Origin of the sequence: Bradyrhizobium sp. TM233 (genome assembly GCF_036247965.1) — a bacterium.
Classification (GTDB): Bacteria; Pseudomonadota; Alphaproteobacteria; order Rhizobiales; family Xanthobacteraceae; genus Bradyrhizobium; species Bradyrhizobium ottawaense.
The window spans coordinates 490,558-515,209 of sequence record NZ_BTIG01000008.1 but is presented as its reverse complement, the minus strand read 5'-3'; the positions used below and the strand labels follow the sequence as shown (position 1 = coordinate 515,209).

21 protein-coding genes and 1 tRNA gene are annotated in these 24,652 nt (G+C 63.2%); 15 read left to right on the top strand and 7 right to left on the bottom strand.

What is annotated here, in order from left to right:
- Positions 1–64: 64 nt before the first annotated feature.
- Complete coding sequence (gene glmS / locus AABA86_RS20515) at positions 65–1,891, bottom strand: glutamine--fructose-6-phosphate transaminase (isomerizing) (RefSeq protein ID WP_338308119.1); 1,827 nt, start codon at positions 1,889–1,891, stop codon at positions 65–67.
- A 221-nt stretch (positions 1,892–2,112) separates the two neighbouring features.
- On the opposite strand from glmS, the gene AABA86_RS20510 reads away from it, so the two are divergent.
- The gene (locus tag AABA86_RS20510; protein ID WP_212249720.1) at positions 2,113–2,331 is read left to right on the top strand and encodes a hypothetical protein; all 219 of its coding nucleotides are present in this window, start codon (positions 2,113–2,115) and stop codon (positions 2,329–2,331) included.
- A gap of 20 nt (positions 2,332–2,351) precedes the next feature.
- Here the strand turns inward: AABA86_RS20510 and AABA86_RS20505 are convergent, their stop codons facing one another.
- Positions 2,352–2,528: a hypothetical protein gene (locus tag AABA86_RS20505; RefSeq protein WP_338308117.1), complete on the bottom strand. Its 177-nt coding sequence runs from the start codon at positions 2,526–2,528 to the stop codon at positions 2,352–2,354.
- Between the two features lie 47 nt (positions 2,529–2,575).
- Positions 2,576–3,931 (bottom strand): bifunctional UDP-N-acetylglucosamine diphosphorylase/glucosamine-1-phosphate N-acetyltransferase GlmU, encoded by a 1,356-nt coding sequence (glmU, locus tag AABA86_RS20500; protein ID WP_338308116.1) that lies wholly within the window; start codon positions 3,929–3,931, stop codon positions 2,576–2,578.
- A 174-nt stretch (positions 3,932–4,105) separates the two neighbouring features.
- On the opposite strand from glmU, the gene AABA86_RS20495 reads away from it, so the two are divergent.
- From AABA86_RS20495 to AABA86_RS20475, 5 genes are all read left to right on the top strand, one after another.
- Positions 4,106–5,497: a hypothetical protein gene (locus tag AABA86_RS20495; protein ID WP_338308114.1), complete on the top strand. Its 1,392-nt coding sequence runs from the start codon at positions 4,106–4,108 to the stop codon at positions 5,495–5,497.
- Between the two features lie 176 nt (positions 5,498–5,673).
- Positions 5,674–5,931, top strand: coding sequence for a hypothetical protein (locus tag AABA86_RS20490; RefSeq protein ID WP_338308112.1), 258 nt, complete (start codon positions 5,674–5,676; stop codon positions 5,929–5,931).
- Positions 5,932–6,165: 234 nt separating this feature from the next.
- Positions 6,166–6,606, top strand: coding sequence for an MgtC/SapB family protein (locus tag AABA86_RS20485; protein ID WP_018317958.1), 441 nt, complete (start codon positions 6,166–6,168; stop codon positions 6,604–6,606).
- Positions 6,607–6,680: 74 nt separating this feature from the next.
- Positions 6,681–6,836 (top strand): hypothetical protein, encoded by a 156-nt coding sequence (locus AABA86_RS20480; protein ID WP_338308111.1) that lies wholly within the window; start codon positions 6,681–6,683, stop codon positions 6,834–6,836.
- A gap of 90 nt (positions 6,837–6,926) precedes the next feature.
- Entirely contained in the window at positions 6,927–7,307 is a 381-nt protein-coding gene (locus tag AABA86_RS20475) for a hypothetical protein (RefSeq protein ID WP_018317956.1), read from the top strand.
- Here the strand turns inward: AABA86_RS20475 and AABA86_RS20470 are convergent.
- On the bottom strand, positions 7,267–8,826 hold the full coding sequence (locus AABA86_RS20470) for a glycoside hydrolase family 17 protein (protein ID WP_338308110.1): 1,560 nt from the start codon (positions 8,824–8,826) through the stop codon (positions 7,267–7,269). The two genes, AABA86_RS20475 and AABA86_RS20470, sit on opposite strands and share 41 nt — an antisense overlap.
- 356 nt (positions 8,827–9,182) lie before the next feature.
- Here AABA86_RS20470 and AABA86_RS20465 point away from each other — a divergent pair, with 356 nt between their 5' ends.
- The 4 genes from AABA86_RS20465 to AABA86_RS20450 all read left to right on the top strand — a co-directional run bounded on the left by AABA86_RS20465 (position 9,183) and on the right by AABA86_RS20450 (position 14,182).
- Positions 9,183–9,776 carry a beta-1-3, beta-1-6-glucan biosynthesis protein gene (locus tag AABA86_RS20465; RefSeq protein WP_338308109.1) on the top strand — a complete coding sequence of 198 codons (594 nt, stop codon included), beginning with the start codon at positions 9,183–9,185 and terminating at the stop codon, positions 9,774–9,776.
- 218 nt (positions 9,777–9,994) lie between these two features.
- Positions 9,995–12,655: a glycosyltransferase gene (locus tag AABA86_RS20460; RefSeq protein WP_338308108.1), complete on the top strand. Its 2,661-nt coding sequence runs from the start codon at positions 9,995–9,997 to the stop codon at positions 12,653–12,655.
- Positions 12,656–12,970: 315 nt separating this feature from the next.
- Positions 12,971–13,046 (top strand) — tRNA-Lys (locus AABA86_RS20455).
- A 257-nt stretch (positions 13,047–13,303) separates the two neighbouring features.
- The gene (locus tag AABA86_RS20450) at positions 13,304–14,182 is read left to right on the top strand and encodes an HNH endonuclease (RefSeq protein ID WP_338308107.1); all 879 of its coding nucleotides are present in this window, start codon (positions 13,304–13,306) and stop codon (positions 14,180–14,182) included.
- Positions 14,183–14,232: 50 nt separating this feature from the next.
- Here the strand turns inward: AABA86_RS20450 and AABA86_RS20445 are convergent, their stop codons facing one another.
- Positions 14,233–15,762 carry a YecA family protein gene (locus AABA86_RS20445; RefSeq protein WP_338308106.1) on the bottom strand — a complete coding sequence of 510 codons (1,530 nt, stop codon included), beginning with the start codon at positions 15,760–15,762 and terminating at the stop codon, positions 14,233–14,235.
- Positions 15,763–15,836: 74 nt separating this feature from the next.
- On the opposite strand from AABA86_RS20445, the gene AABA86_RS34645 reads away from it, so the two are divergent.
- The 5 genes from AABA86_RS34645 (at position 15,837) to AABA86_RS20425 (ending at position 18,929) form a co-directional block, all read left to right on the top strand.
- Positions 15,837–16,028 carry a DUF6998 domain-containing protein gene (locus AABA86_RS34645; protein WP_445083474.1) on the top strand — a complete coding sequence of 64 codons (192 nt, stop codon included), beginning with the start codon at positions 15,837–15,839 and terminating at the stop codon, positions 16,026–16,028.
- 953 nt (positions 16,029–16,981) lie between these two features.
- Positions 16,982–17,212, top strand: a complete 231-nt coding sequence (locus tag AABA86_RS20440) for a type II toxin-antitoxin system HicB family antitoxin (RefSeq protein WP_212249547.1) — start codon at positions 16,982–16,984, stop codon at positions 17,210–17,212.
- 142 nt (positions 17,213–17,354) lie between these two features.
- Positions 17,355–17,525, top strand: a complete 171-nt coding sequence (locus tag AABA86_RS20435; RefSeq protein WP_212249548.1) for a hypothetical protein — start codon at positions 17,355–17,357, stop codon at positions 17,523–17,525.
- A gap of 33 nt (positions 17,526–17,558) precedes the next feature.
- A complete protein-coding gene (locus AABA86_RS20430; protein WP_212249549.1) occupies positions 17,559–18,236 on the top strand; it encodes a UPF0149 family protein in 678 nt (225 codons plus the stop codon).
- A 450-nt stretch (positions 18,237–18,686) separates the two neighbouring features.
- Positions 18,687–18,929, top strand: coding sequence for a hypothetical protein (locus tag AABA86_RS20425; protein WP_338308103.1), 243 nt, complete (start codon positions 18,687–18,689; stop codon positions 18,927–18,929).
- Between the two features lie 58 nt (positions 18,930–18,987).
- Here the strand turns inward: AABA86_RS20425 and AABA86_RS20420 are convergent, their stop codons facing one another.
- Positions 18,988–19,650 carry a hypothetical protein gene (locus AABA86_RS20420; protein WP_338308102.1) on the bottom strand — a complete coding sequence of 221 codons (663 nt, stop codon included), beginning with the start codon at positions 19,648–19,650 and terminating at the stop codon, positions 18,988–18,990.
- Positions 19,651–20,919: 1,269 nt separating this feature from the next.
- The gene (locus AABA86_RS20415) at positions 20,920–24,024 is read right to left on the bottom strand and encodes a DEAD/DEAH box helicase (protein ID WP_338308196.1); all 3,105 of its coding nucleotides are present in this window, start codon (positions 24,022–24,024) and stop codon (positions 20,920–20,922) included.
- Between the last annotated feature and the right edge of the window lie 628 nt (positions 24,025–24,652).

The following is a 24,652-nucleotide window of genomic DNA, read 5'->3' as shown; positions in this document are numbered from 1 at the left end:
GGTCGCAGCACACAAGCTAGGGTCTTCTAGCAGGTTTTGGAAGACCGCGACCGATCCCTTCTGCCTATTCCACGGTCACCGATTTCGCGAGGTTGCGAGGCTGGTCGACGTCGGTCCCCATCACGACAGCCGTGTGATAGGCGAGCAGCTGCACGGGGACGGCATAGACCATCGGGGTGAAGGCCGCCGCCATGTCGGGCATGACGATGGTGACGAGGGACTCGACGGTCGCCTCTTCCGCGCCCTTCGCGTCCGTCATCAGGATGATGTTGCCGCCGCGCGCGGCGACCTCCTGCATGTTGGACACCGTCTTTTCGAACACCCGGTCGTAAGGCGCGATGACGACGACAGGCATCGTCTCGTCGATCAGCGCGATCGGCCCGTGCTTGAGCTCGCCGGCGGCATAGCCCTCGGCGTGGATGTAGGAGATCTCCTTCAGCTTCAGCGCGCCTTCGAGCGCAAGCGGGAAGCTGGTGCCGCGGCCGAGATAGAGCACGTCGCGAGACTTGGCGATCCTGTGCGCGAGCTTTTCGATCTGCAACTCGGTGGTGAGCGCATCCGCCATCAGGCGCGGGACCTCGACCAGGCCGTGAACCAGCTTGGTCTCGTCCTCATCGGACAATTCGCCTCTGGCCTTGCCGGCCGCGATCGCCAGGTTTGCCAGCACCATCAGCTGACAGGTGAAAGCCTTGGTCGAGGCGACGCCGATCTCGGGGCCCGCGAGCGTCTGCAGCACGGTCTCGCTCTCGCGCGCGATCGTCGAGGTCGGCACGTTGACGACGGCGACCGTGTGCACGCCCTCGGCCTTGGCATAGCGCAGCGCCGCCAGGGTGTCGGCGGTCTCGCCCGACTGCGAGATGAAGATGGCGAGATCGCCCTTGCGCAAGGGCGCTTCGCGGTAGCGGAATTCGGAGGCGACATCGACCTCGACCGGCACGCGCGCAAAGCGCTCGAACCAGTATTTTGCGACGTAGCCGGCATAGCTCGCGGTGCCGCACGCGGTGATGTTGATGCGCTGGATGTTCTTGAAGTCGAACGGAAGCTTGACCGGCAGCGAGACGCGTTCGGTTGCCATGTCGACGTAGCGCGCCAGCGTATGGCCGACCACTTCCGGCTGCTCGTGGATCTCCTTCGCCATGAAGTGGCGATAGTTGGCCTTGTCGACCAGCGAGGTCGAGGCGGCGTGCTTGATCTTGTCGCGCTGGACGGCGTTGCCGTCCTTGTCGAAAATCGTCGCGCTCTTGCGGGTCAGCACGACCCAGTCGCCATCCTCGAGATAGCTGACCGTGTCGGTGAACGGGCCGAGCGCGATGGCGTCGGAGCCGAGATACATCTCGCCGTCGCCATAGCCGATCGCGAGCGGCGGCCCGTTGCGGGCACCGATCATCAGGTCGTTGTCGCCGGCGAAGATGAAGCCGAGCGCAAACGCGCCGCGCAGCCGCGCCAGTGCCAGCTTGACGGCTTCGACCGGCTTGTTGCCGCGCGTGAGCAAATCGTCGACGAGATGCAGCACGATCTCGGTGTCGGTCTCGGTGCGGAACACCGTGCCCTTCTTCTCGAGCTCCTCGCGCAGCTCGCGGAAATTCTCGATGATGCCGTTGTGGACCACGGCGACGCGTTCGGTCGCGTGCGGATGGGCGTTGTTGACGGTGGGCTTGCCGTGGGTGGCCCAGCGGGTGTGGCCGATGCCGGTGGTGCCCTTGAGCGGCTCGGCTTCCAGCCGCTTCTCCAGGTTCTTCAGCTTGCCCTCGGCGCGACGGCGCTCGAGGTGCTTGCCTTCGAGCGTGGCGACGCCCGCCGAGTCATAGCCGCGATATTCGAGACGTTTGAGCGAATCCACCAGCTGCTCTGCAACCGGCTCGCGCCCGAGAATGCCAACAATCCCGCACATGCGGATCACTATCCCCCAAATCGTCGAAAAATCGCCTAAACGACGCGCCCGGTTTTTAGCGAAATTCGGAGGGAACCATATACTCAATAATTATTGCGGATTGAGACAGCATGGACCGCAACCTGAGCTTCGCCTGCGTCGAATTGGCCGGCCTTAGACCGCGCACGTTAACTCATTATCAACATGTTTGGCCAACGATTCCGGTCCAGGAGAACAAGGCCATGAAAGGCTCGTCCGACCGCAAAGGTCTGTCATCGATGTCCGTGCGCGCCAGCGAGACCACAGGCACGCATTTGGCGCATTGGCCGCCGCCCCAGCGCGGCAAGGAAAGCAAGCCCGTCTTCACCAAGCATCCGGAAGGCGAGCCGGTCAAGCGCGCCAAGCCACGCGGCTGGCGCCTGACCCGCGCGATCTTCTCCGAATTCGCCGACGACGAATAAGATCAGCAATCGGTGCCGCTTCACATTTGAATGACAATAGCCAGCACGACAACAAGCCCCCAAAACACCAATCCCATTAAAAGGGAAGCACCGTAGCGCGGCTCGCCGTCGCCGAACAGCTTCAGTACCAACCATCCCGTCGCTGCAAGTAGAAGGTCACCAAGCGCAAGAATCAAGACGGCAATGAAGTTGATCATAAGCGCGCGAGCCTAACGACACTCGCAATGCCTCGGACCTCGGCCACTCACTTCTCCGGCTTCCTGCCGCCCGTCTTCAGCTCGCGATAGCGCGCAGCGCCGCCTTCGCGGATGGTCTGCTGGTTGCGCTCCAGCGCCATGGCATCGTCGGGCACGTCCTTCGTGATCACCGAGCCGGAGCCGATATAGGCGCCGTTGCCGATCTTCACCGGCGCGACCAGCGAGGAATTGGTGCCGACGAAGGCGCCCTGCCCGATGACAGTCTTGTGCTTCTTGAAGCCGTCGTAGTTGCAGGTGATGGTGCCGGCGCCGATGTTGGAATTGGCGCCGACGGTGGCGTCACCGATGTAGGAGAGATGGTTGACCTTGACGCCGGCCTCCAGCGTCGCCGCCTTGGTCTCCACGAAATTGCCGATGCGCGCGCCGTCGCCAAGCGAGGTGCCGGGCCTTAAGCGCGCATAGGGGCCGATCGAGACATTCTTCCCGAGCGTGGTCTGCACGATGTGCGAGAACGAGTGGATCACGGTGCCGTCGGCGATCGACACGCCGGGCCCGATCACCACGAAAGGCTCGATGGTCACGTCCTTGCCGAACAATGTGTCGGCGGACAGATAAACGGTCTCGGGCGCGATCAGCGTGACGCCGGCCTCCATCGCCGCCTTGCGCAAGCGCGCCTGCATCACGGCTTCCGCCTCGGCGAGTTGTGCCTTGGTGTTGATGCCGCGCACCTCGTCCTCGCTGGTCTCGATCACCACGGACTCCCATCCCTGCTTGCGGACGATTTCGACCGCGTCGGTCAGATAATATTCGCCCTTTGAGTTCGCGTTGCCGATTTGCCCGAGGATTTCGAGCGCCCGGCGCCCGTCGATCGCCATCACGCCGGCATTGCACAGATCGATCTTGCGCTCCTCTGCGCTGGCATCGGCCTGCTCGCGGATCGCGACAAGCCGTTCGCCCTCGACGATGAAGCGGCCATAGCCGGTGGGATCGGCGGCGCGAAAGCCGAGCGCGGCAATCGCGGCGCCCCTGGCGAGCGGCGCGCGCAGCCGCGCAAAGGTCTCGGCCGAGATCAGCGGCGTATCGCCGAAGGCAATCAGGAGATCGTCGACGCCGCGCGCGATGGCCTCGCGCGCCGCCAGCACCGCATGCGCGGTGCCGAGCCGCTCGTCCTGCACGAAGGTGAGCGCGTCGGGCCGGATGCGCTTTGCCTCGTCCGCGACCACCTGGTGATCGGGGCCGATCACGACTGCGAGCGAGGTGCCGGTTCCCTGGGGTGCCGCGGCGAGCACGTGGGCGAGCAAGCTCTGGTGGGCGACCGGATGCAGCACTTTCGGCAAGCTCGATCGCATGCGCGTGCCTTCGCCGGCGGCGAGCACGATCGTGAGGCTGGAACGGGCGGTCATCGAAATCCTGTCAGATACGGCCGAATCAATTGGCGCGACGGGCGGGCAGCCACCCTCAAAAGCTCCTGCCTTGCTACCCCCGCAAACGCCCGGAATTCAAGTGCGACACGCTTTTCCTGTTAATGTTCCCTGATTGATTCGGGGAAGCCGGACAGGGCTGGGCACTTAACGTTCATGGCAAAGGATTCCGACCCACTGGCGGATGCCTTCGGCACCAAGGAGACCGGCGGGCTGTTCTCCGGACTTGTGGCCGAGGAAGGCGCGTTCGACCGCCGCATGATGTGGCGGCTGGGCTCTTGGGGTGTGGCGGCCGTTGGCGCCGTCGTCATCGCGGTGATGGCCAACCAGGCCCAGCTCGGCTGGCGGCGCGACCAGGTTGCGTCCGCCGATCTCGCGCGCCAGGCAGAGCGGCTCCAGGCGCTGGCCAAGGAGAGCCAGAACGAGGCCCGCCGGCTCGCGGCCGCCATCGAGACGCTGAACGCGGATCGCGACCGGCTCTATTCCCGTGTCACCGTGGTCGAGCAAGGGCTCGATTCCGTCACCGGCGCCATCGCCAAGCAACCCACCGCACCACCGCAGCCAGGCAAGCCGCAGGATGCCACGCCGACGGCGCCCAGCGTCGCGCCGGTCGCCTCGACCCCCGCCTCCGCCGGCGACAAGCCCCGCACCGAGGCCGCCAAGGACACGCTCAAGGACACGCCCAAGGATACGGTCACGGTCAAGGATACGCTCAAGGAAGTTGCAAAGGAGCCGTCGAGCCTGCCACCGCAGACTGCCGCCGCCGCCTCGCTCGTGCAGCAGCCGCTGGCAACGAATTCGGCGCTGCCGACCATCCCGCTGGTGCCGTCCAAATCGATCATGGCGCCGCCCGATCCGGCCGCGTCGAAATTGATTCAGCCCGAGACAAACGAGAAGGCCGCCGAGAAGAAAATCGAGCCGGCGCCCGCCCCGACCGAAGCCGTCGCGACAGCCGCGAAGGCGCCTGAGGCAGCCGAGAATGAATCCCCCGCCATCGCGGTCCAGCAGACCCGTTTCGCGATCGACCTCGGCGGCGCCAATTCGATCGATGGCCTGCGCGCGCTCTGGCGCAGTCTGAGCAAATCCAATCCGGAGATCGCAGCGCTGCGACCCATCATCATGATCAAGGAAGGCACCACCGGGCTCGGCATGCAGCTTCGCCTCGGTGCCGGTCCTCTGGTCAATGCCGCCGCCGCCGCAAAATTCTGCGCAAGCCTCGCCGAGAACGATCGTCACTGCGAGACCGCCGTGTTCGACGGCCAGCGCCTGTCGATGCGCGGCGGTTCGGAGAAGGGACAAGAGAAGTCCCAGGACAGGGTTTTGGAGAAGAACTCCGAGAAGAACCAGGACGCGGTCCCGCAAGCCGAAACCGCGCCCGCGCCCAGCGCAAAGCCCGAGAAGCCGCAGCGCCGCCGCAGCTACTCCTCCAAGCGCTCGTCGAAGCGCGAGGAGCCCGCGCCGGCGCCTGCGGCACAGCCGGCGCCCGCGAAGCCGGAGACCGCGTCTGCGTCCGCGGGATCGACGCTGTCGTCGTTCTTCCGGCGGTAAACATCGCGCCTGAACGCGCGGTGAATGCCGCGTGTTTTCGCCCGCGGCGATGAACCTAAATTTCGGTCCGAGAAGAGAAACCACCCACCGATTGCCAAGTTATCCCGGTCATGAACCGGAGCGGCCGATGTAAGAAATCACGCGCGCCCGCCTCCATGACCTCGGGAGAAACCCACGTGAAGACATTGATCATCGCAACGGCCGCGCTTCTGGCGGCATCTCCGGCGCTTTCGCAAACGACGAAATCGCCGGGCGCTTCGAGCAACGCGCCGGGGCAGCAAATGCACAACACAAAGAAGCCTTCGACGGGACCCGGCGCGTCCGAATACGCCCCTGGTCACCAGACCAACACCACCGCGGGACCGGGCCACTCGGAGAGCGCGCCGGGACAGAAGATGCAGAACACCACGGGCTCGAACACCCGCAAGAAGTGATGGTGCGCGGTCGAGCTCAACTCTGGCAGATGGCGCCGACCGGACTGGTCGGCGCCATCACCTTGTCGAACAGCAGCTCGCGCTGCCTGATCGCCGATGATCATTCGGAGTTGCGCGGGCATGCGACCATCGGACGCTTGGATCTCAGCGGCTCTTTCGTACCAGGCTGACGTTTAGTCCCGATCTGCAGGCGCACGCCAGGCGCCGTCCGACTCCTGAAACGCACGAGCTTCGATGAACGAACTGGATGATGTGCTGAGGCTTCTCGTCGCGGCGGGAACAGGGCTGCTGATCGGCATCGACCGCGACATGAACGACAAGCCGGTGGGAATGCGGACCCTGGCGCTGGTCGCTCTCGGCTCAGCGCTGGTCTCGATCTCCGTGATCGAGTTCCAGAATCTGCGCGACCACCCCGATGCGATCTCCCGGGTCATTCAGGGCGTCGTTGCCGGTGTGCTGACCGGCGTCGGCTTCATCGGCGCGGGCGTCATCCTGCACGACGCCAAGGCGAAGACCGTTCACGGCCTCACGACCGCGGCGACCGTCTGGATTGCGGCCGGCCTTGGAATTGCCTGCGCGCTCGGAGCCTGGCTGCTGGTCGCCGCAGCGATCGCCGTCACGCTGCTCGTGCTGTTCGTTCTCGGCTGGGTCGAGCGCCGGTTGGGATTGAAATAGCGGACGTACCAAAAGATACGGAAGAGGTCCGCGTAAGACGGCAGTATCCGCGACGGATTTGATTCGGAGCGGAGATGACGGACGCGAAGTTTCTGCGGGAGCAACTCGCGTTGATCCGTGAGCTGGCCGAGCAGGCGGATCCCTACATCAGGAAACGGCTCCTCGCATTGGCTGAACGGTACGAGCGCCGGCTGGCGGAACACAGCCGGAAGACACCAGGTCAATTTTGACGGCCTTCGCGTTCGCCCTGGGCGAGCCGGATCAACAGAAACATCGCCTGCCCTGTTGCCTGCCCGCGCCATCCCGACCATATTGCCGCCATGACAAAAAAGCCCTTCCGCCTCTCGCCCTACCAGGTGCAGTTCCTGATCGTCGTCGGCTTCGCTTCCGTCGGCTATGCGCTCTATCTGCGCTATCTTGCGATCGAGCTGTCGCAGGTCGCTCTCGCCTGCGACGCCGGGCTGCAGACCATGATCTGCAAGGCGCGGTCGGTCTCGACGGTGCTGTTCAAGAATTCGGTGTTCGGCATCGTCGCGCTGGTGGTTGCGACGCTGAACCTGATGCGGCCGTCGATCGTGCTGCTCACCGTCGGCATCATCGCCGCCGGCCTCGGCATCGTGCTCTACAACGTCGTGCTGTCGGGCCTGGCGATCGGCCTGTTCATTCTTGGGTTTGCTCGGCCCGCGCCCGCCACAGCGTGAGCGCGAACAACAGATAGATCGTGCAGGTCCACAGCGACTGCCAATTGTCGCGGCCTTCGTTGAACAGCACGAACACGGCCGACAGCGCCAGCACGCCCGCGAACACCGATTCCGCGATCGGACGCTGGCCGATCTGCGGCCGGTTCAGCATCAGCAGCGCAAACGGCACCACGGCCATCGTCAGCGCGGCGTAGGGGAAATCCTTGTAGCGCGGGTCGAATACGAAACCGAGCGCGGTCGCGGCCGCGATCACCGCCGTCACCGCCAGCGTCAGGCCGAGCACGGCCGTGAGCTTCGACCATTTGCGGCCCTCGCGCGGACCGAGCAGATCGAGGAAGGTCGGAAGGCTGCGGCCGATCACCATCGCCTGCGCGCAGAAGATCGGCGACAGGATACCGGCCGCGAGCAGCGCGCCCCAGAGCAGCCAGCCGCCGATGCCGTAGCTCTCATAATAGAGCTTGTCGGCGCCGATCCCGAGCAGGCTGCCCGCCGTCGTCGCCGAGATGGCGACGCCGAGCCAGGCCGAGAAGCGCGGCGTCCACGGCCGCCGGCGCAGCGTGATGAGCGCGACCGCGAACACCAGCACGGAAAGGCCCATGCCTGCGCCCATGTACCATTTCCAGTAGGGGAAATTGCTGATCGGCTCGCCCGGCGGATATTTCAGGCTCCGGCGCACCGAGTCATAAAGACCCCAATAGCCGCCGACGGTGCCCTCGAGCTTGCGCTTCCAGGGCTGGTCGTAGGACTCGATCAGGTTGACGCGAAACTTGTTCGCCTTCGCCAGAGCCAGGATTTCCGAGACCACCCGCGCCTGGTTGGTACGGGACGGCAGCGCGCCGTCGCGCATGCGCCCCTCGCTCGGCCAGCCGGTCTCGCCGATCAGGATTTCCTTGCCGGGAAACGCCACCGCCATGCGCTCGCGGATCGCCTCGACATGGGCGGAGGCGAACTTCGCCTTCACCGGCATATCCTCCCAATAGGGCAGGATGTGGATGGTGACGAAGTCGACGGCGTCATAGACCTCGCGGTTCTTCAGCCAGAACTCCCAGACGTCGGCATAGGTGACGGGCACGCTGACCTGCGTCTTCACCAGGCGGATGATCGAGACGAGGTCCGCCGTCGTCATCTCGCCGCGCAGCAGCACCTCGTTGCCGACGATGACGGCGGTGATGATCGCGGGGAATTCCTTGGTGAGACGAATGGCGAGCGCGGCCTGCTCAAAATTCTTGGCTCGGTTGCTGGAGAGCCAGATGCCCTGCAGCACTTTCAGCCCGCCGACCTTGGCGGCGATCGCCGGCACCTGGTCGAGCCCGTTCTCCAACGAATAGGTGCGGACGCAGTCGGTGATCTCCTTGAGCTGGCGCAAATCCTGCTCGATCTGCTCGGCCTCGATATGGGTCCACGCGTTCAGCGGCGTCTGCTCGCCGCGGAACGGCGCGTAGGAGACGCATTGGACCTTCTCGGCGGGATCGATCGGGGCGCGCGCGAGCGTGATCGGCGTCGCCAACCACCACCACACGGCAGCAATCGCACCCAGTGAAACGAGCAAAAGCGCCAGTGGCGTACGAAGTGAAATCGGTTCCGTCCTCCGCGAAGGGTCCGTCGATTACCTGCTTGCACGCCATCTGCCAAGGGGGTGTTCAAGGGGGTGTCCAAGCGGGTGCCCAAATGCCGATCCACTCTGCGGATCCGCTGCTGTCCCGGCTGCGGCCGTTCGACCGGGGCCTAGCATCGTGACTTTGCTGGACAAAATTCCAAATACAGGTCATGGACTCCGAAAGACTTTTCCGCCGCATTGGAGACCCATTTGGACGCCATCACCGGCGCGTCCGCGGGATCCTGACGCGGACGGCCAGCGGATACATTGGGGAATTCATGCGGCAACGGGTGTTCGAGTCACGAAATGCGGTCCTGCGGCAGTTCGCCGCCATCCTGGCCGTCTCCTGCCTTCTCGTTCTCGCCGGTCTCGGTGGCGCTTCCGCCCAGAGCGGCACGCCCGCGCCGGACCAGGGCAAGGCCGCCGCCCAGCCCGCCGACGCCGCCAAGGATGCGGCCCAGAACCAGCGCCGCACCGACGAATTCGCCGAAGCGGCCCAGGTCATCAGCGGCCCGGCCGGCAATCCCGAATGCGTCTGGCTCGGCCGGCGCGTGGTGCGGCTGATGTGGCGGGATGACCTCGATACCGCGTTCCGCCATCTCGACCTCTATGACCGCTTCGGCTGCCCCGGCGGCCACATCCAGGCGGCCTTCCGCTGCCTGACCCGGTTCGGCGGCCAGATCGATCCCAAGGTCGCCGAGACCCTGGACAGCCGCGTGCATGCCTGCTGGATCAACCCGGCGGCCCAGCCGCAGCAGGCGGCGGCGAGCGCCTCCCAGCCGGCGGCACCGGCAGCCGGCAATGCGCCGGCCCCGCAGCCGGCCGCGAGCCCCTCGCCTGCGGCAAGCCCGTCCCCGGCGCCCCCGAAATAGCAGCGGGTCGCTTCAGCCGCCGTTCAGGAACGATCGGCCACAGAAGCGGTTGGCACTGCCACGCGTTTTTCGAAGAAGGCCATGCCCTGATAAGGACATGAGGCCATGACAGTTGAGAAACCGCGCGGCAGAGGTATTCTCCCTTTGCCGCGGACTTGGTCGGATCTCGGGGGCGGATCCGCTTCCCTGCCCCCTCAGCCCCTTTTGGTTTAGCCGCGATGCGCGTTGTCGCCGCCGTTCTGTTGCTCGTGTCCGTGCTTCACGCCGGCATCTGGGGAGTCCTACGCGACAAGGAACCCGCGCCGGATTTCAAGGGGCTGATCCCGAGCCTGTCCTATACGCCGTTCGAACCGGGGCATGTCGTCGACATCAACGTCGACCCCGACAAGATTCGCGCGGACATGAAGAAGCTCTCGACTCTCACGCGAGCGATCCGGTCCTACTCCGCGACGGAAGGCAACGAACTAGTGCCGCCGATCGCCGCCGAGTTCGGCCTCAAGGTCACGGTCGGCGCCTGGATCGACAAGGACGAGGATCGCAACGGGCGGGAGATCAAGGCCGCCATCGAGCTCGCCCGCAAGAACAGCAACGTGATCGGCATCGTGGTCGGCAATGAGGTGATCTTCCGCGGCGAACAGAAGGTCGAGGACCTCATCGACAAGATCAAGAAGGTCAAGGGCGCGGTCCGCGTTCCCGTCACGACAGGCGAGATCTGGAACATCTGGCGCGATTTTCCGGACCTTGCCTCCAGCGTCGATTTCATCGCCGCGCACGTGCTGCCTTATTGGGAAAACTTCCGCTCCGACCAGGCGGTGGATCAAGCGGTTGATCGTTACGAACTCTTGCGCAAGTTGTTTCCCGGCAAGCGCATCGTGATCGCCGAGTTCGGCTGGCCGAGCGCGGGCTACAACCTGCGTAGCGCCGACCCCGGTCCATTCAAGCAAGCCCTGACCTTGCGCAGCTTCGTCAGCCGCGCCGAAGCGATGGGCATGGACTACAACATCGTCGAAGCCATCGATCAGCCTTGGAAGTTCAACGAGGGCGGCGTCGGTCCGTACTGGGGCATCCTCAACGCCAGCCGCGAGCCGAAATTCGCCTGGACCGGTCCGGTCGAGAATCCCGATTATTGGAAGCTGATGGCGATCGCCCTCTTGGTCGGCATCCTGCTCTCGCTGCCGATCCTGCGGATCGAAAAGCCAACCGCGAAGCAGGCCTTCCTGCTGTCGGCGACGGCCAACGGCGTCGGCGCCTGGGTCGCCACAGTGTTCGCCTTCTGGAACAGCCACTACTTCCTGTTCGGCTCGGCCTTCGCGCTGACGCTCGGCATGATCCTGCTTGTGCCGCTCGTTCTCATTGCGATGGCGCGCATCGACGAGATCGCAGCGGTCGCCTTCGGCCGGCCGCCGCAGCGGCTGCTCAGCAAGAGCAAGCCGGTCGAGAACGTTCCCGAGAATTACTGCCCGAAGGTCTCGATCCACATCCCCGCTTATTTCGAGCCGGTCGAGATGCTCAAGCAGACGCTTGATGCGCTGTCGCGTCTGAACTATCCGAACTACGAATGCGTGGTCATCATCAACAACACGCCGGATCCCGCGTTCTGGCAGCCGATCCAGGACCATTGCCGCGCGCTCGGCGAACGCTTCAAGTTCATCAACGCCGAGAAGGTGCAGGGTTTCAAGGCCGGCGCTCTTCGGATTGCGATGGACCGCACCGCGGCGGATGCCGAGATCATCGGCATTCTCGACGCCGACTATGCCGTCGATCCCGACTGGCTGAAGGACCTCGTGCCTGCTTTCGCCGACGCGCGTGTCGGCCTCGTGCAGGCGCCGCAGGAGCATCGCGACGGCGATTTGTCGATCATGCACTACATCATGAACGGCGAATATGCCGGCTTCTTCGACATCGGCATGGTCCAGCGCAACGAGGCCAATGCCATCATCGTGCACGGCACGATGTGCCTGATCCGCCGCGCGGCGATGGACATGGCCGGCGGCTGGTCGTCCGACACGATCTGCGAGGATTCCGACCTCGGCCTTGCGATCCAGGAGCTCGGCTGGACCACCCATTACACCAACCACCGCTACGGCCAGGGCCTCCTGCCCGACACCTACGAGGCCTTCAAGAAGCAGCGTCACCGCTGGGCCTATGGCGGCCTGCAGATCGTCAAGAAGCACTGGCGCTACTTCCTGCCCGGCAAGAGCCGGCTGACGCCCGACCAGAAGCGCGAATATGGCCTGGGCTGGCTGAACTGGCTCGGCGCGGAAAGCCTCGGCGTGGTCGTGGCGCTGCTCAACCTCGTCTGGGTGCCGATCGTCGCCTTCGCCGACATCGCCATCCCCGACAAGATCCTGACGCTGCCGATCATCGGCGCCTTCATCGTCTCGCTGGCGCACTTCCTGTCGATGTACCGCGCCCGCGTCGCCATCAAGCCCGGCCAGATGCTGGGCGCCATGATCGCGGCGATGAGCGTCCAATGGACGGTGTCGCGCGCGGTGGCGCAGGGCCTCATCACCGAGCACATCGCCTTCGCCCGCACCTCCAAGGGCGGCCTGTCCAGGATGTCGATCGAGTTCCAGGCGTTCTGGGAGGCCGTGATCGGCACCCTGCTCATCGTCGGCGCCGGCGTGCTGATCGCCTCCAACAGCTACCGCCAGATCACCGAGATCTACATCTTCGCCGGCGTGCTGGTGCTGCAGAGCCTGCCGTTCCTGGCGGCGGTGGCGATCGCCATCCTCGAGCTCAGCCGCATCAACTCGTTCCAGTTCTGGCGCGACAGCGCGATCCGCACCGCCGAGCTGATCGGCCTGCGCCCGGTCGCGCTGCCGGCTCCCGGCACGCCGCAGCCCGTGCCGAACGAGGTGCGGCGGGAAACCCAGTGATTGAGGCTCCGCGCTAGCCTTTGGACCTCGTGATTAAAAGCCACGTGGTCTTCGGCGTGGGTGACGGCCCGCCAATCGGGTTGAGCTTTCCGCCTTAAGCGGCGGAAACCGCGAGCGAATCCCCGCTCCTGCCGCGAGTTTCGGCAGCCACGCCCGCTATTGACCTCAGCGCCCCATCCCCCTACACAGCGGGGCCGAAAGCATGATCCGGAAACAGCCGGTTTTTCCCCGCGACGCGAGCTTAGCGCAGCGGCAAGACATGCTTCTCGAATGTCCGACACGATGGCGATCTCTGCGTGCCATCAGCGGCCATGGGAGCGCGTAGCTCAGCCGGTAGAGCACGTGACTTTTAATCACGGGGTCCTGGGTTCGAGCCCCAGCGCGCTCACCAATAAAATCCGCTATTTAAGCAACATGTTCAAACTTCCTTCTCCCACGAAGATAGAAGTGGGAGGGCTGTGGAGGGACGCAGCACCGCCAGAATCGCTTTGCCACCTATAGCGAGTAGTCGGAAGCGGCCTCAACAATCATGGCAGGGATGGCAAAATATTGCGGCTGTTCGCAAAGTTACGACTTCACTCGACGGTTTGATGCTCTCCGATCTCGCACGTTTGTAGCATCGCGGTGGGTGGCTCCTTGAGAGGTATAATGAAGGCACCTTGGTTCGGAAATCAGTGCATTGCTTGCCTTGAAGATGGACCCTTCACCGAGGAACACGTGATACCACGTTCACTTGGCGGCGATCTGACTTGTGAATTTCTATGCAAGCCCTGCAATGACGCGTTTGGATCAACCTTTGAAGCTGGCGCAAAGACCGATCCCGCCGTTCGGTTAGCCGTTGCAAATCTAGGCAACGTTTTGCCCTCATCAGTATTTCAGCGGATCGAGGAAGGCCAAGACTACACCTCACAGAGCGGCCCAGTCCCGGTGCGCGCGACCTACCGTGCGGGTGAGCTAATGCCTAAGACCTTTCGACATACTGATGGGTCATTGATGGTGCCAACCAAAGACGCGGCAGCGCACATCGAGCGAATGGCTGCAAAGCATGGTCACGCTGGCGAATTTGCACGGGTAGCGGCATCACGCCTAAACAGTCTGCCGGAACAGACCAAAGTTGAGCTACTGCCCGGCATCAGCGTAATAAATTGGCCGACCGATCAGGCAAGGCCAGATTTGGGTGCTCACCCGGTTAACGAGCTTGTGCTCGTAAAGACTGCCTTTGAATTCCTAGCTTTATTGTTAGGAACGGCGATTTACGAATCGGTTGCCGCCCTTGGGCAAATCCGAGACGCGCTGAAAGGGAGCGGCGACGCATCTGGTTATCGTGTCGAGCGATTTTTAAGCCCTACCTATGCCCCCTTCCACGGGCTTTGCTTTGAGGGGAATGATCCGCACGCGAAAGTGCAAATACGCCTGTTTGGGAAACTCGCGTTTCGCGTTCATTTCCTCCACTTAGCCGTAGATGCGCCTAAGGCCGTGTACACACACAGTCTGACGACCGGCGAGCATAGTTTCCTCCAAATATAGGACTGGCGGTATCAACGTTCCAACCGCGCGCGAGCAGCGTACCCCGGGCGTCATTCGTTACTGCCGTGACATTGCTTGTACTTCTTGCCAGAGCCGCACGGACAAAGCTGATTTCGCCCAGGGCGGCGGCCCGTCTGTTTTGCTCGGGTCGTCGGAAAATCAGTCACGCGCATTCGCCGTTCTTTCAGCTTATCGGTCTTGAAAAATCGCAGCTTCTCGTTGGCGGCTGCGTAGTGGGCGCGCTCCGCGTCCGTCCAATTCTCGCAATCCATCAGAATGAAATCTTCGGAATTGATGGATGCATATTTGGGTGCATCGATAGCGATGCCAATGACTTTCTTTAGATAGGGAAACTTTAACTTCGCCGCGCCACATGCGATCTCAAGCATACCCATGCGTCCGGGTCTGTATTCGGTGTCATAGTCACCGGGATTAGGATGATAGACTTGCAAAAATACGTAACCGCGATCGTTGAAGAACGATGGTAGAAACGACATTTGGCGCATCGGGCCAGTAGCATTGTCGGGAAAATTGTTGATGGTCGTGAACATCAACTGAGAAAGGGCGCGTCGGGAGACACGCGGCTCTTTGGCCATTTCGTGGATGGCGCTCTGACCGCGAAATACATCTGAGTTGCCGCCAAGCGTGCCAAGAAGCGCATTCCTGCCTGTCTTCTGAATGAGTTTGTCCCAGGCATAAGAGATTTCATTCGCCGCTTTTCGCCGTTGATATGGCCGCGAGACCACGAAGTCCCGCCACTCACCTTCGCCAATCATAATCAGATTGTAGTCGTCTTCTTTGGGACCAATTCGGTACGATTGTTCAGTTTCGTCGTAGTTGAAGAAATAGTGAGCTAAGAGGTCTTCCTCGCCACAATACGTCAGACAATCAAAACGCCGAATGGCACTTTCTTTCGCGTCAAAATAGCGTCGCAAATCAAGCAACGTATCTAGCTCGCCCAGAACATGTTCAAGATTGTGCGTGTCTAGCAGGTGAACCGGGTCATCTTTGTCCAGCGCGACCATAAACGGCCTAGATGAAGCGGCTGCGTTGGCTTCGTACGTCACAGCAAGACTGCCGTAGACATTTTCCGCTGAAGCGCGTTTGCAGGCTTCCATAGCGCCATGTGCTACAATGATCTTGTAGATGCGCAGATCGCCTACGGGGATTTCTAGAGGAAGGCGAACTTGCTTCTTTGCGTCAAGGTAGATCTGATCTCTATTCGTTAGCACGTATCGCTTTGCTCCACCCGCCGTCTGGATTTGTTTTGTTATGGCCTCTTTCTTCCATCGATCCCAGGTAAGCTGGACATCCGCTCCCGGTTTGTCGAAGCGGCGACTTTCGCGATCAAAGAACAGAAACACTGCACTCTCGAAAACGACCAATAGGTCGCACAACTCCTTGCCGTCAGCCTTGTAGGGGTTGGGGTACGCCCAGATATTTAAGAACGTCCGCTCGCAGAGTTGCGAAAGGTATTGTTCGGTGCGTGTCTGCCCGAATGACTTTTCTATCGCCATTCGCTCTTCGCCGCGCGGGCTAGGTACGAGATCGTCGGGCTCATCGTCGCGTGTGCCTTGCATGAGCCACCGCTTATGAGGAAGATGCCTTCGCGAGGCGGGTGAACACATGATTACAAAAGAACGGCGTCTAGAGGCTGCTTGCGTCGCTCTTCACATCGCAGCGCACATTGAAATCGTTGGCCCCAAACTTCAAATGGGCCGGCCTCGGCAATCTCTTGGGTGACTACGGGGAGTTTATCGCAGTCGAAGCTAACAATCTACAGCAAGCTCCTCGTGGAGCGAACGGTTACGATGCCATTACGGCGGAGGCAAGAAGGTACAGGTGAAGGCAAATTATGCGGCGTCACAAATCGGGTTTCGTGGCGACGCCGATGTGCTTCTTCATCTAAATAGCGATGCAAACGGCGACAGCTAAGCTATACTACGGTTAGTTCACATTGGTGAAGCAAGCGACGAGATATTCGGCGCGAGATAACAAGAATAGGATGCCGGTCAGCGCGCAAAAAGTTGCTAAAGCTCGGTATGTTTTGCCGGATTACGGTGACAGTGCACTAAACAAGCGCAGATGACGCGGCTCGCACCAGCCCCTTCGTCCCCAGAGCGCGCCAGATTCCGATAGAGTCCAGTAGTCGCCCCGAGATGAACCGCTCGCAGCATGCGCCTACTGTGCCCTACCTCTCTGGGCATCTTGGCGATGATCTCTACAGCGAAAGACAGCCCGCCCGTTCTGATCTGCACCAAGTGCGGACGGCCGATGACGTTTTTGGCCACGCTGCCGGCAATCTTCACGCTTCCCGCAGTGCACGCCTACCAGTGCCGTCCCTGTCTGCGGGTGGACACCATCCCGTTGGAGTGAGGCCAGACTTGCCGTGATAGCGCATTCTACGATTGCGATGATTGTGCACCGAACTGCCGCACGCTAGCTCGTTAGATGGGTTGAGAAGGCTGGTATTCCTCTTGCCATCCCGAGAAACTTGAACAATCATCCTCCACCCGTGGAGGGGCAATCACGCCCGCCTCGCTTCGAGATTTGAGGTGAGCAGTGATGGCCCGCACGACCTTGGACGACATGGAGCGCAATCCGTCTGGGTGGCGCATCCAGGATGTGGAGACAATTTGCGCTCTTCACGGCGCAAGGTGCGTCCCGCCACGGGGCGGGGGCTCGCACTACAAGATTTCCAAGCCCGGAAAGGTTGAAATCCTGACCGTGCCTTTCAAACGGCCGATTAAACCAATATATATCAAGAAGCTGGTAGCCTTCCTGCGAGATTGAGACCACATGGGCGAGCGTCCGCACTACAAGATCATTATCGAGCCGCTGACGGAGGAAGACGGCGGCGGATTTGTTGCGACCGTGCCCGACCTTCCCGGCTGCATGTCCGACGGCGCTACCGAATTCGAGGCCGTGCGGAACGTACAGGATGCAATCGCGTGTTGGATCGAGGCCGCCGAGGAAGAGCATCGTCCCATCCCCGTCCCTCCACACCTGCGACGCGCGGCGGCCGGTTAGCTCCATTGGCAACGCACCCGCGGGAGGCCGCGGTCTGCCGATACGGCGAGGTGTTCTGAGCTTGTCCTTCGCCCCAGCCCCCCAAAAACCCGCTGACAACCCGCCGGAAACGTGTAGGATTCATCAAAACCGGAGGAACGGCATGTTTGAAATCAACGGTTTCGACACGGCAGGCGTCGTCAGTCTCAAGCGGCTGTCACTCGCCGCCGCCCTCAAGAAAGCCAAAGAGCTTATCGAGGACGGGTGCTGGGACGTTCAGGTCGTTGATCCCGCCGGCCGGGTGTACACCTCGTTCGAGGAGCAAGCAGCTTAGCTTCCCTGCCTTCGGCACGATCTTAAAGACGCCATGTCCGGACCATCGCGCCGCGACAAGCAGCTTGAGAAAGAACTGCTCGCCCTCGGCGAGGACGCCATGCTGCTCGACGAGCTTGATGGCTTCATCGCGGGGTTGCTGACCTGCCCGGAGCTGATCAGGCCCAACGACTGGCTTCCCGTCGTCTGGCACGAGAACAGCGCGGACCAGACTCCCGTCTTCGAGAATCTCGATCATGCCAATCGAGTTCTCGGTCTCGTCATGGCGCACTACAACGACGTCGCGCGCACCCTGATGGAACGCCCGGAGCGCTACGGTCCGCTGTTCACGGTCGACACCGGCAATGACGACGTGATCTGGGAAATCTGGATGTCGGGCTTCGAGAAGGCCGTCGCGCTGCGCCCGGCGGCCTGGAAAGAGCTGCTCGACGCCGATGCCGATACGGCGGCGGCGATGAGCGGTATGCTACTGCTCGCCGAGATCGCCCGGGGCGACAAGGACGCCAAGCTCGACGATCCCATCCTGACCGCTGCACCTGACATGATCGGCGACTTCGTCGTCATCCTCAACGAATGGCGTCTTGCCAACTACCAGCCGGTTCAAGGCATCGACCCAAGGGCCGACGCAGCTCCCGGCAAAAAGGTCGGCCGCAACGACCCATGCCCGTGCGGCTCCGGCAAGAAATACAAGAAGTGCTGCGGGCTCAACTGAACAAGACCATCGCCCCTTTCCCCGGCTATCCGCCGCGGCCGACGTTTGACGAGGCGTTGTTCAGCCAGCGCTGCGTTGCTTCGTCGCTCCAGCCAGGGACGGCAAAGCGCGCCGGCGAACCAGCATTCGCGCGGGGCTGGTCCACCGCAGGCTGGCGTGCGCGGGGGTGATGCCCATTTGCGGCGTTTGCAGAGGTGCAGAGCACCAGCAACAGACCCATGGCAACAAGCGCGCGCATCGCAGCAACTCCAACCGAGCAATCGCCCGTTGTCATCTGATGCGCCGATCGGCTCGCCACAACCGATTGCGGCTTCACAAGCAGGAGAGAAGCGCGGGCCATTGCGGCGGTGCAAGCCGGCCCTCAACTGCCGCGCGCGATGCCATTGCCAGTCAACTCGTTTGGGAGCACGCTCTGTCCAGGCGCTCAAGACGCCGCACAGGGAGAGCCACATGAAGGAACATGGCCTGGATAGCCGCCACCGCGACAAGGATGGCGCGATCGGCAAGAAGCACGGCAACACGCTGGTCGGCACGTTGCGCAAGATTTACGGGAAGGGTTTTGCGGCCGGCTATCCCGATACGACGCAGCTTAGCGAGGTCCTGCTTCAGCTGAACGAGACGTCGCTGAGCCAGTTGCGTCGCGATCACGACACCGGGCATCTGCAGCACAAGATCGACCACGCCCCGAAGTGACGGACTGACAGACCTGACGGCCAATCCGGGGCCTCGGCCCATCCGGAAGTTGCGGTCGTCAGCTTTCCGGAGCCGCCGTCGCAGCCGGCACCGTCAGCGGCGCGCCTCCGACCGAAACGGGACCCAGGGGCTTTACTTCCCGAACGTCCCTTACCATCCGCTTGCGCATCGCGGCGGGCAGTCCGTAGCGCGCATGCGCGCGCCGGACGGACGAGGTGACGTCCGACGTCACCGTGTTTTGCAGCGTATCGATCTTCGCCATCAGCGTGGACAACTGCGACGAGATCTTCCTCACGTCGACCCGCTCCTCCGTGATGCTCTGCCGCAGCGACAGCAGCACCATTGAATCCTGCTGCAGCAAAACCGAGTTCTGGTCGGATGCCTGATTGTTCTGTTGCAGCAACGCGGTGTGTTGCTGCTGGGCCGCCTGAATGTCCTTCAAGGCCGCGACCACGGGATCCGGTTTCGGCACGGACGTTTGCAGACGTGGAAGCAGTTGCGCCAGGCTGTCGACGCTCAGCGACCGAAAATCGGTCGGCGAGGTGTAGATGGCCGCCGCGCCGTTGATGGCCAGGGCGCACACCGCAAGGGTCAGGACCGATTTCCGGCTGGACTGCTTGATCGGAACCGGGGTTTCCTGCTCCGCTGCGGCGGCTGCAAGGGCTGCAGCGTCGAGTTCTTCGGCGAAGCTTTGCATTTCGAAGGTCGTGGTCATCTGCATTGACCCCAGTGAGCGAGCAACAGGAAACCGCCCCTGGACCGTCCTCGCGACGACCCCTTGTACGCAGCACCCTTACACAACTGCCTCAAATTGTGAGCATTTCTGATTAATTCCACGTTAGCGGCCGAGCACGCCGACCCCGGCCGACTACGGGGGACCGTGCGAAGAGCAGAGGCGCTACGCTGACATTGCCGTAGGGGGAAAAGCGAAAGCCTGCCCACCACTTCGATCGCCGGGCTTGGATGCATGGTGGGCACGGCACTTTGCGCCTTTGCTCACCCTACGGCAGCCGTTCCTAAGTCAGCATCCTGACCCGCGGGTTTTCCGAACATGGACCCCTGTTTTGCCCGACGCAGCAAACGAGCGTTGCCGCCGGATTCAAAACACCTTGTGCCAGCAGCACTTAGCTACTGTGCATGGGGTTGTTTTCGCATTTTTCCAATGGCGCCCTATCCCCCGTCCAGCAGCTCGAACCCCTCCACCTGCTCGAACGGCGCGTCCCGCATCGGGCAGTGGTAGAGCGCGATGCACCGAGTCTACCCTGTTCGCCCTTCGCTCGCAGATTACAAACCTGGTCCTATCGGGCTCGTAGCGCGTTTGCGCGACACGGTCGTTCGCCGCTCGACCTGGGCCTTGGCGTCCAGCACCTTGTCTCCGACTCGTGCGGCTCGCTGGTCCGAAAGGCTCGAGCCTCTCCCTGACAGACCAACCGAACCAACGCCGCTGTTTCCCTGAGCCTGTGTTGCCGGCCGGGGTCTGTTTTGGGAGGACGCCGAACCGGTGGCCGTTTGATCCTCGTTGCTCGTGCCGCTCCCGATCGCGCCGATCGGCAGGCCATTTTGAGCGTGACCAGCCCCGGCATTTCTCGCGGCCTGAGCTGCCGCCCGCGACCTCGCGGGCGTGGCGGGCTGAACGTTCGGATTGGTCGGTTGGCTGTTGGTGCCCAGATCTCCGCCGGCGGCGCTGTCCTTTGTCCCCATCCCCGCGGGTGCGGAAGGACCAGCATTGCCCGCACTCGTCCCCATTCCAGAAGGCGCCGAGCCGCCAGCGCTCCCCGGCCCCGTTCCCATGCCCGCTCCTGCCGACCCGGCATTTGCGCCGCCTGCTTGCACCAGGGCCAACAGACACGAGCTTGCGACAATCGCGATGATCGGAGGAATGGCATGTGACATCGGACAATCTCCTTCGCCACGCCCCAATTAACTATAAGGGTGGAACAGGGATCCCGCTACGAATTGGCAGTTGTTCGCGCTGACGAACGCGCGAGCCCTACCCCTCGTCCAGCACCTCGAACAACTCCTCCACCCGCTCGAACGGCGCGTCCTGCATCTTGGCGTGATGGACCACGCGGTCGCCGTCGCGCTGCAGCGACCGTCCCTTCGACTTCCGCAGGCGTCCCGGCAGGAACGTTGCGGCCGCAGCTTCAGGGCCGACGTCGAGGCGGATGATGCCTCGGCGCTTGCATTCGAGCCTGAGCCTTGCTGCTGCGAAGAAGTCGCGCGCGACCTTCGGCAGCGGGCCGAAGCGGCGGGAGGTTTCCTCCTCGAGGTCTTCGAGGTCGTCTTCATCCGTGCATCTTGCGGCGCGCGCATAGAGTTCGAGGCGCACCGGCTCGGACTGCACATAGGTCTCGGGCAGCATGTCCGCGACCGGAAGGTTCAGGTCCGGCACCCACACCGCCTGCCCCTCGTCGAGCTTCTCCGAGGCCATCTTCAGAAGATGGCTGTAGAGCACGGGGCCGAACACATGGACGTGGCCGGATTGTAGCTCCGAGAACAGGTCGCCCGCGCCTCGCAGATCGAGGTCGCGCTCGCTGATGGCAAAGCCGGCGCCGGGCCGGCTGAACTCCTCGAGCACGGCCAGCCGCTTCTCGGATTGTCCGGACTGCGTCTCGGTCAACAGATGCGCGAAGGCGCGAATGCCGCCGCGCCCGACCCGACCCCGCAGCTGATGCAGCTGGGCAAGGCCGAACTTCTCCGGCCAGCAGACCACGATGGTGTTGGCACGGGGAATGTCGAGGCCGCTCTCAACGATGTTGGTCGCGAGCAGGACGTCGGCCCGGCCCTCGACGAAGCTCATCATGCGATCGTCGATCTCGTCGGCCGCCAATCGGCCGTGCAGGCAGACGATGCGCAAATCAGGCGCCACCGCCTGCACCCGCGCCAGCATCGGATCGAGATCCTGGATGCGTGGGCAGATCAGGAAACTCTGGCCGTGGCGACGCTGCTCGCGCAGCAGCGCCGAGGCAATCGCCGCATCCGACAGCGGCGCGATCCGGGTCGCGACCGGCAGCCGGTGCACCGGGGGCGAAGCGATCACGCTGAGGTCGCGGAAGCCGGCGAGGCCCGCGGCGAGCGTGCGCGGGATCGGCGTCGCGCTCATCATCAGCACATGGACGTTCTTGGCGAGGCCGGAGAGCTTGGCCTTCTCGGCCGCGCCAAAATGCTGCTCCTCGTCGATGATGACGAGACCGAGATCGTCGAACCTGACGTCCTTGCCACCGAGCGCCTGCGTGCCGATCACGACCTTCATCCGGCCGCTGCGCAGTCCCTCCTTGGTCTCGCGCAGCTCCGCGCCCGAGGTGGCCCGCGACAGGTTTCCCACCTCGATGCCGAACGGCGCAAAGCGCTTCTGGAACGTTGCCACATGCTGCCGTGCCAGCACCGTCGTCGGCACCGCGATCGCGACCTGCTTGCCCGACAGCACCACCGCGGCCGCCGCACGCAGCGCCACCTCGGTCTTGCCAAAGCCGACGTCGCCGCAGATCACCCGGTCCATCGGGTGGCCGGAGGCAAGATCGTCCAGCACGTCGGCGATCGCCTTGGCCTGGTCGATGGTCGTGAAGTAAGGGAAGCGCGCGACGAACTTCTCATAGGCCGATCCCGGCGGAACCAGCTTGTCGCCGCGCCGCTTGCGGCGCTGGCTGATGTGCTTGGCCAGCGCCTTGCCGGCGATCTGGATCTCGCGCTCGGCCTCACCGCGGCGCGCCCACCAGGTGCTGCCGTCCGCCTTGTCGAGCGCGAGCTTGCCGAGCTCGGCTGCGTAAGGCCACATCAAGGCAAGATCAGGCGGCGGCACCAGCACCGCATTGTCGCCGGCGAATTTCAGGCGGATCATCTCCCGCATTGCGCCGCCGCCCGTGTTCACCGTCTGCAGGCCGTCGAGCACGCCGAGGCCGCGCTGGAGGTGGACGACCACCGTGCCCTGCTCGGGCACATCGGCATGGTCGAAGGCCGCGCTCCAGGCGCGCGCCATCGGCTGCGGATGATGCGCGCGGCTGCCGAGCACGTCGGAGGCGGTCACGACGACGAGAGGCTTCTTCCCTGGCATGACGAAGCCGGCATCGAGGTCGGCCAGCAGCGCCGCCTCCCCGCTGCGCCCGCGCACCGCCTCGTCCCAGTCTTCGCACCGCTGCGCCTTGAGGCCGCTCATCCGCTCCATCACGCGCAGATCGTCCTCATGCGCTGCGGCGAGGATCAGTCGAGATCCGGCCCGGCGCGTCTCCTCGACGAAGGCACGCAGCGCCTTCCTGGAGGATGTCAGCTTCGAAAACTCCGGGATGGTCTGGAAGGACGACGCGCGCGGCAACACCTTCATGCCGCGGGAGAGCTGCTTCCAGTCCCGCCGTCCGAGATATTCGCGCTCACGCTCCGCACGAGGCGCGGCCTCCTCGATCGTGTCAAACCAACCGTCGGCGTGCACGGGCACGCCAGCATCGGCGATCCATTTGGCGCGCCCGCAATAGTCGAACAGGCTCGCGCGCTTGCTGCGTTTGCCGGCAAGGCCAAGCCGCTCCGACATGGGATCGACGACAAGCTCCTTGGTCTCGAAGATGATCCTGTGCTCGTTCGGATCGAACGCCACGATCCGCCTGATCGTGCGATCCGAATGCTCGATCCGGAACGGGCCCAGCGCGCCCGCTGGAAATATCTCGAAGGTCTGTCCGTGGAACAGCGCCCCGCCCGGATAGTCGGGCTCGTCGTCGAGGTCGTATCCAAGGGCTTCAAGGCGCGTCTCGAGGTCTTGCTCGGAGAACGAGCCGCCCACCTTCAGGCTGACGCTCAGGCGCGACAGGCTCGCCGGCGGCGGCAGTCGCTCCATCACGGCTTCTGCGGTCGAGACGAGAAAGAGTGGCTTCTTGGATTTCGCGATGCGCCTCAGGACGGAGGCTCTGCGCCCCGCCAGCTCGTGCGACGGCTCCAGCTGATCGAACGGCAGAGTGTTCAATCGCGGAAATACCAGGACCTCGCAGGAGGGGTCGAGCGCGTGGATGACACTGCCGAGCCGCTCCGCCCTGTTCTCGCTCTCGGCGAGAAAAACGATGCCGCTGGGTCCGGACTGCTTCCATTGGGCAAGCAGATGGAGAGCCAGCACGCCGAGGGGCGACGAGGACGAGATCGCGGCGCGCGGCGCCTCCTTGCTCTTCCTTGACGACGTCTTGTTTGGCAGCGCCTTGCGTGGCGATGACTTGTTCGCCGACGCCTTCTTCGATGACGTCTTGATCGGTGACGTCTTCTTCGGCGGCGTCTTGGCCACCCGCGCCTTTTTGGTAAGCCTCACTTGAATCCGTTTCTGGTCGTAAGCCGTCGTCAACTGAACGCCAGCCGCCCTCATTCCGATTCGGCGACTTCTCGCCATGCATATGGGATTTGACCGGTGAACGCACGCCTGGTGGCAACGTTCGGCGCGGCACCGCGATCCCGACAATTTGGCTGTTGATCGATCTCGGGCCGGAACTAGCGCGGCGCGGAATCTGCGTCTGTCGATGCGACGCTTGGCGCGATTGTAAACATTCTGCGCACGGGGAGAAACGAAAAACCCCAGCGCTTGGAGCCACGCTGGGGCGTTTCGAGCAAAATGAACTGGTCAAGCAATGACGTCTTCATAGCAGCGATCTCACCGCGCGCTTGTGAACTGGTTCACACACGCCAAACAAACGACCTCGGTGACACCGAGGTCGCCAACCTTCGTGGGGAGGGTTTTCTCACGGCCGGGGGCTTTG

Coding starts and splice junctions, on each gene's coding strand:
- glmS (WP_338308119.1), bottom strand. CDS start 1,891: ATGTGCGGGATTGTTGGCATTCTCGGGCGCGAGCCGGTTGCAGAGCAG.
- AABA86_RS20510 (WP_212249720.1), top strand. CDS start 2,113: ATGAAAGGCTCGTCCGACCGCAAAGGTCTGTCATCGATGTCCGTGCGC.
- AABA86_RS20505 (WP_338308117.1), bottom strand. CDS start 2,528: ATGATCAACTTCATTGCCGTCTTGATTCTTGCGCTTGGTGACCTTCTA.
- glmU (WP_338308116.1), bottom strand. CDS start 3,931: ATGACCGCCCGTTCCAGCCTCACGATCGTGCTCGCCGCCGGCGAAGGC.
- AABA86_RS20495 (WP_338308114.1), top strand. CDS start 4,106: ATGGCAAAGGATTCCGACCCACTGGCGGATGCCTTCGGCACCAAGGAG.
- AABA86_RS20485 (WP_018317958.1), top strand. CDS start 6,166: ATGAACGAACTGGATGATGTGCTGAGGCTTCTCGTCGCGGCGGGAACA.
- AABA86_RS20480 (WP_338308111.1), top strand. CDS start 6,681: ATGACGGACGCGAAGTTTCTGCGGGAGCAACTCGCGTTGATCCGTGAG.
- AABA86_RS20475 (WP_018317956.1), top strand. CDS start 6,927: ATGACAAAAAAGCCCTTCCGCCTCTCGCCCTACCAGGTGCAGTTCCTG.
- AABA86_RS20465 (WP_338308109.1), top strand. CDS start 9,183: ATGCGGCAACGGGTGTTCGAGTCACGAAATGCGGTCCTGCGGCAGTTC.
- AABA86_RS20460 (WP_338308108.1), top strand. CDS start 9,995: ATGCGCGTTGTCGCCGCCGTTCTGTTGCTCGTGTCCGTGCTTCACGCC.
- AABA86_RS20450 (WP_338308107.1), top strand. CDS start 13,304: ATGAAGGCACCTTGGTTCGGAAATCAGTGCATTGCTTGCCTTGAAGAT.
- AABA86_RS20445 (WP_338308106.1), bottom strand. CDS start 15,762: ATGCAAGGCACACGCGACGATGAGCCCGACGATCTCGTACCTAGCCCG.
- AABA86_RS20440 (WP_212249547.1), top strand. CDS start 16,982: ATGGGCGAGCGTCCGCACTACAAGATCATTATCGAGCCGCTGACGGAG.
- AABA86_RS20435 (WP_212249548.1), top strand. CDS start 17,355: ATGTTTGAAATCAACGGTTTCGACACGGCAGGCGTCGTCAGTCTCAAG.
- AABA86_RS20430 (WP_212249549.1), top strand. CDS start 17,559: ATGTCCGGACCATCGCGCCGCGACAAGCAGCTTGAGAAAGAACTGCTC.
- AABA86_RS20425 (WP_338308103.1), top strand. CDS start 18,687: ATGAAGGAACATGGCCTGGATAGCCGCCACCGCGACAAGGATGGCGCG.
- AABA86_RS20420 (WP_338308102.1), bottom strand. CDS start 19,650: ATGCAGATGACCACGACCTTCGAAATGCAAAGCTTCGCCGAAGAACTC.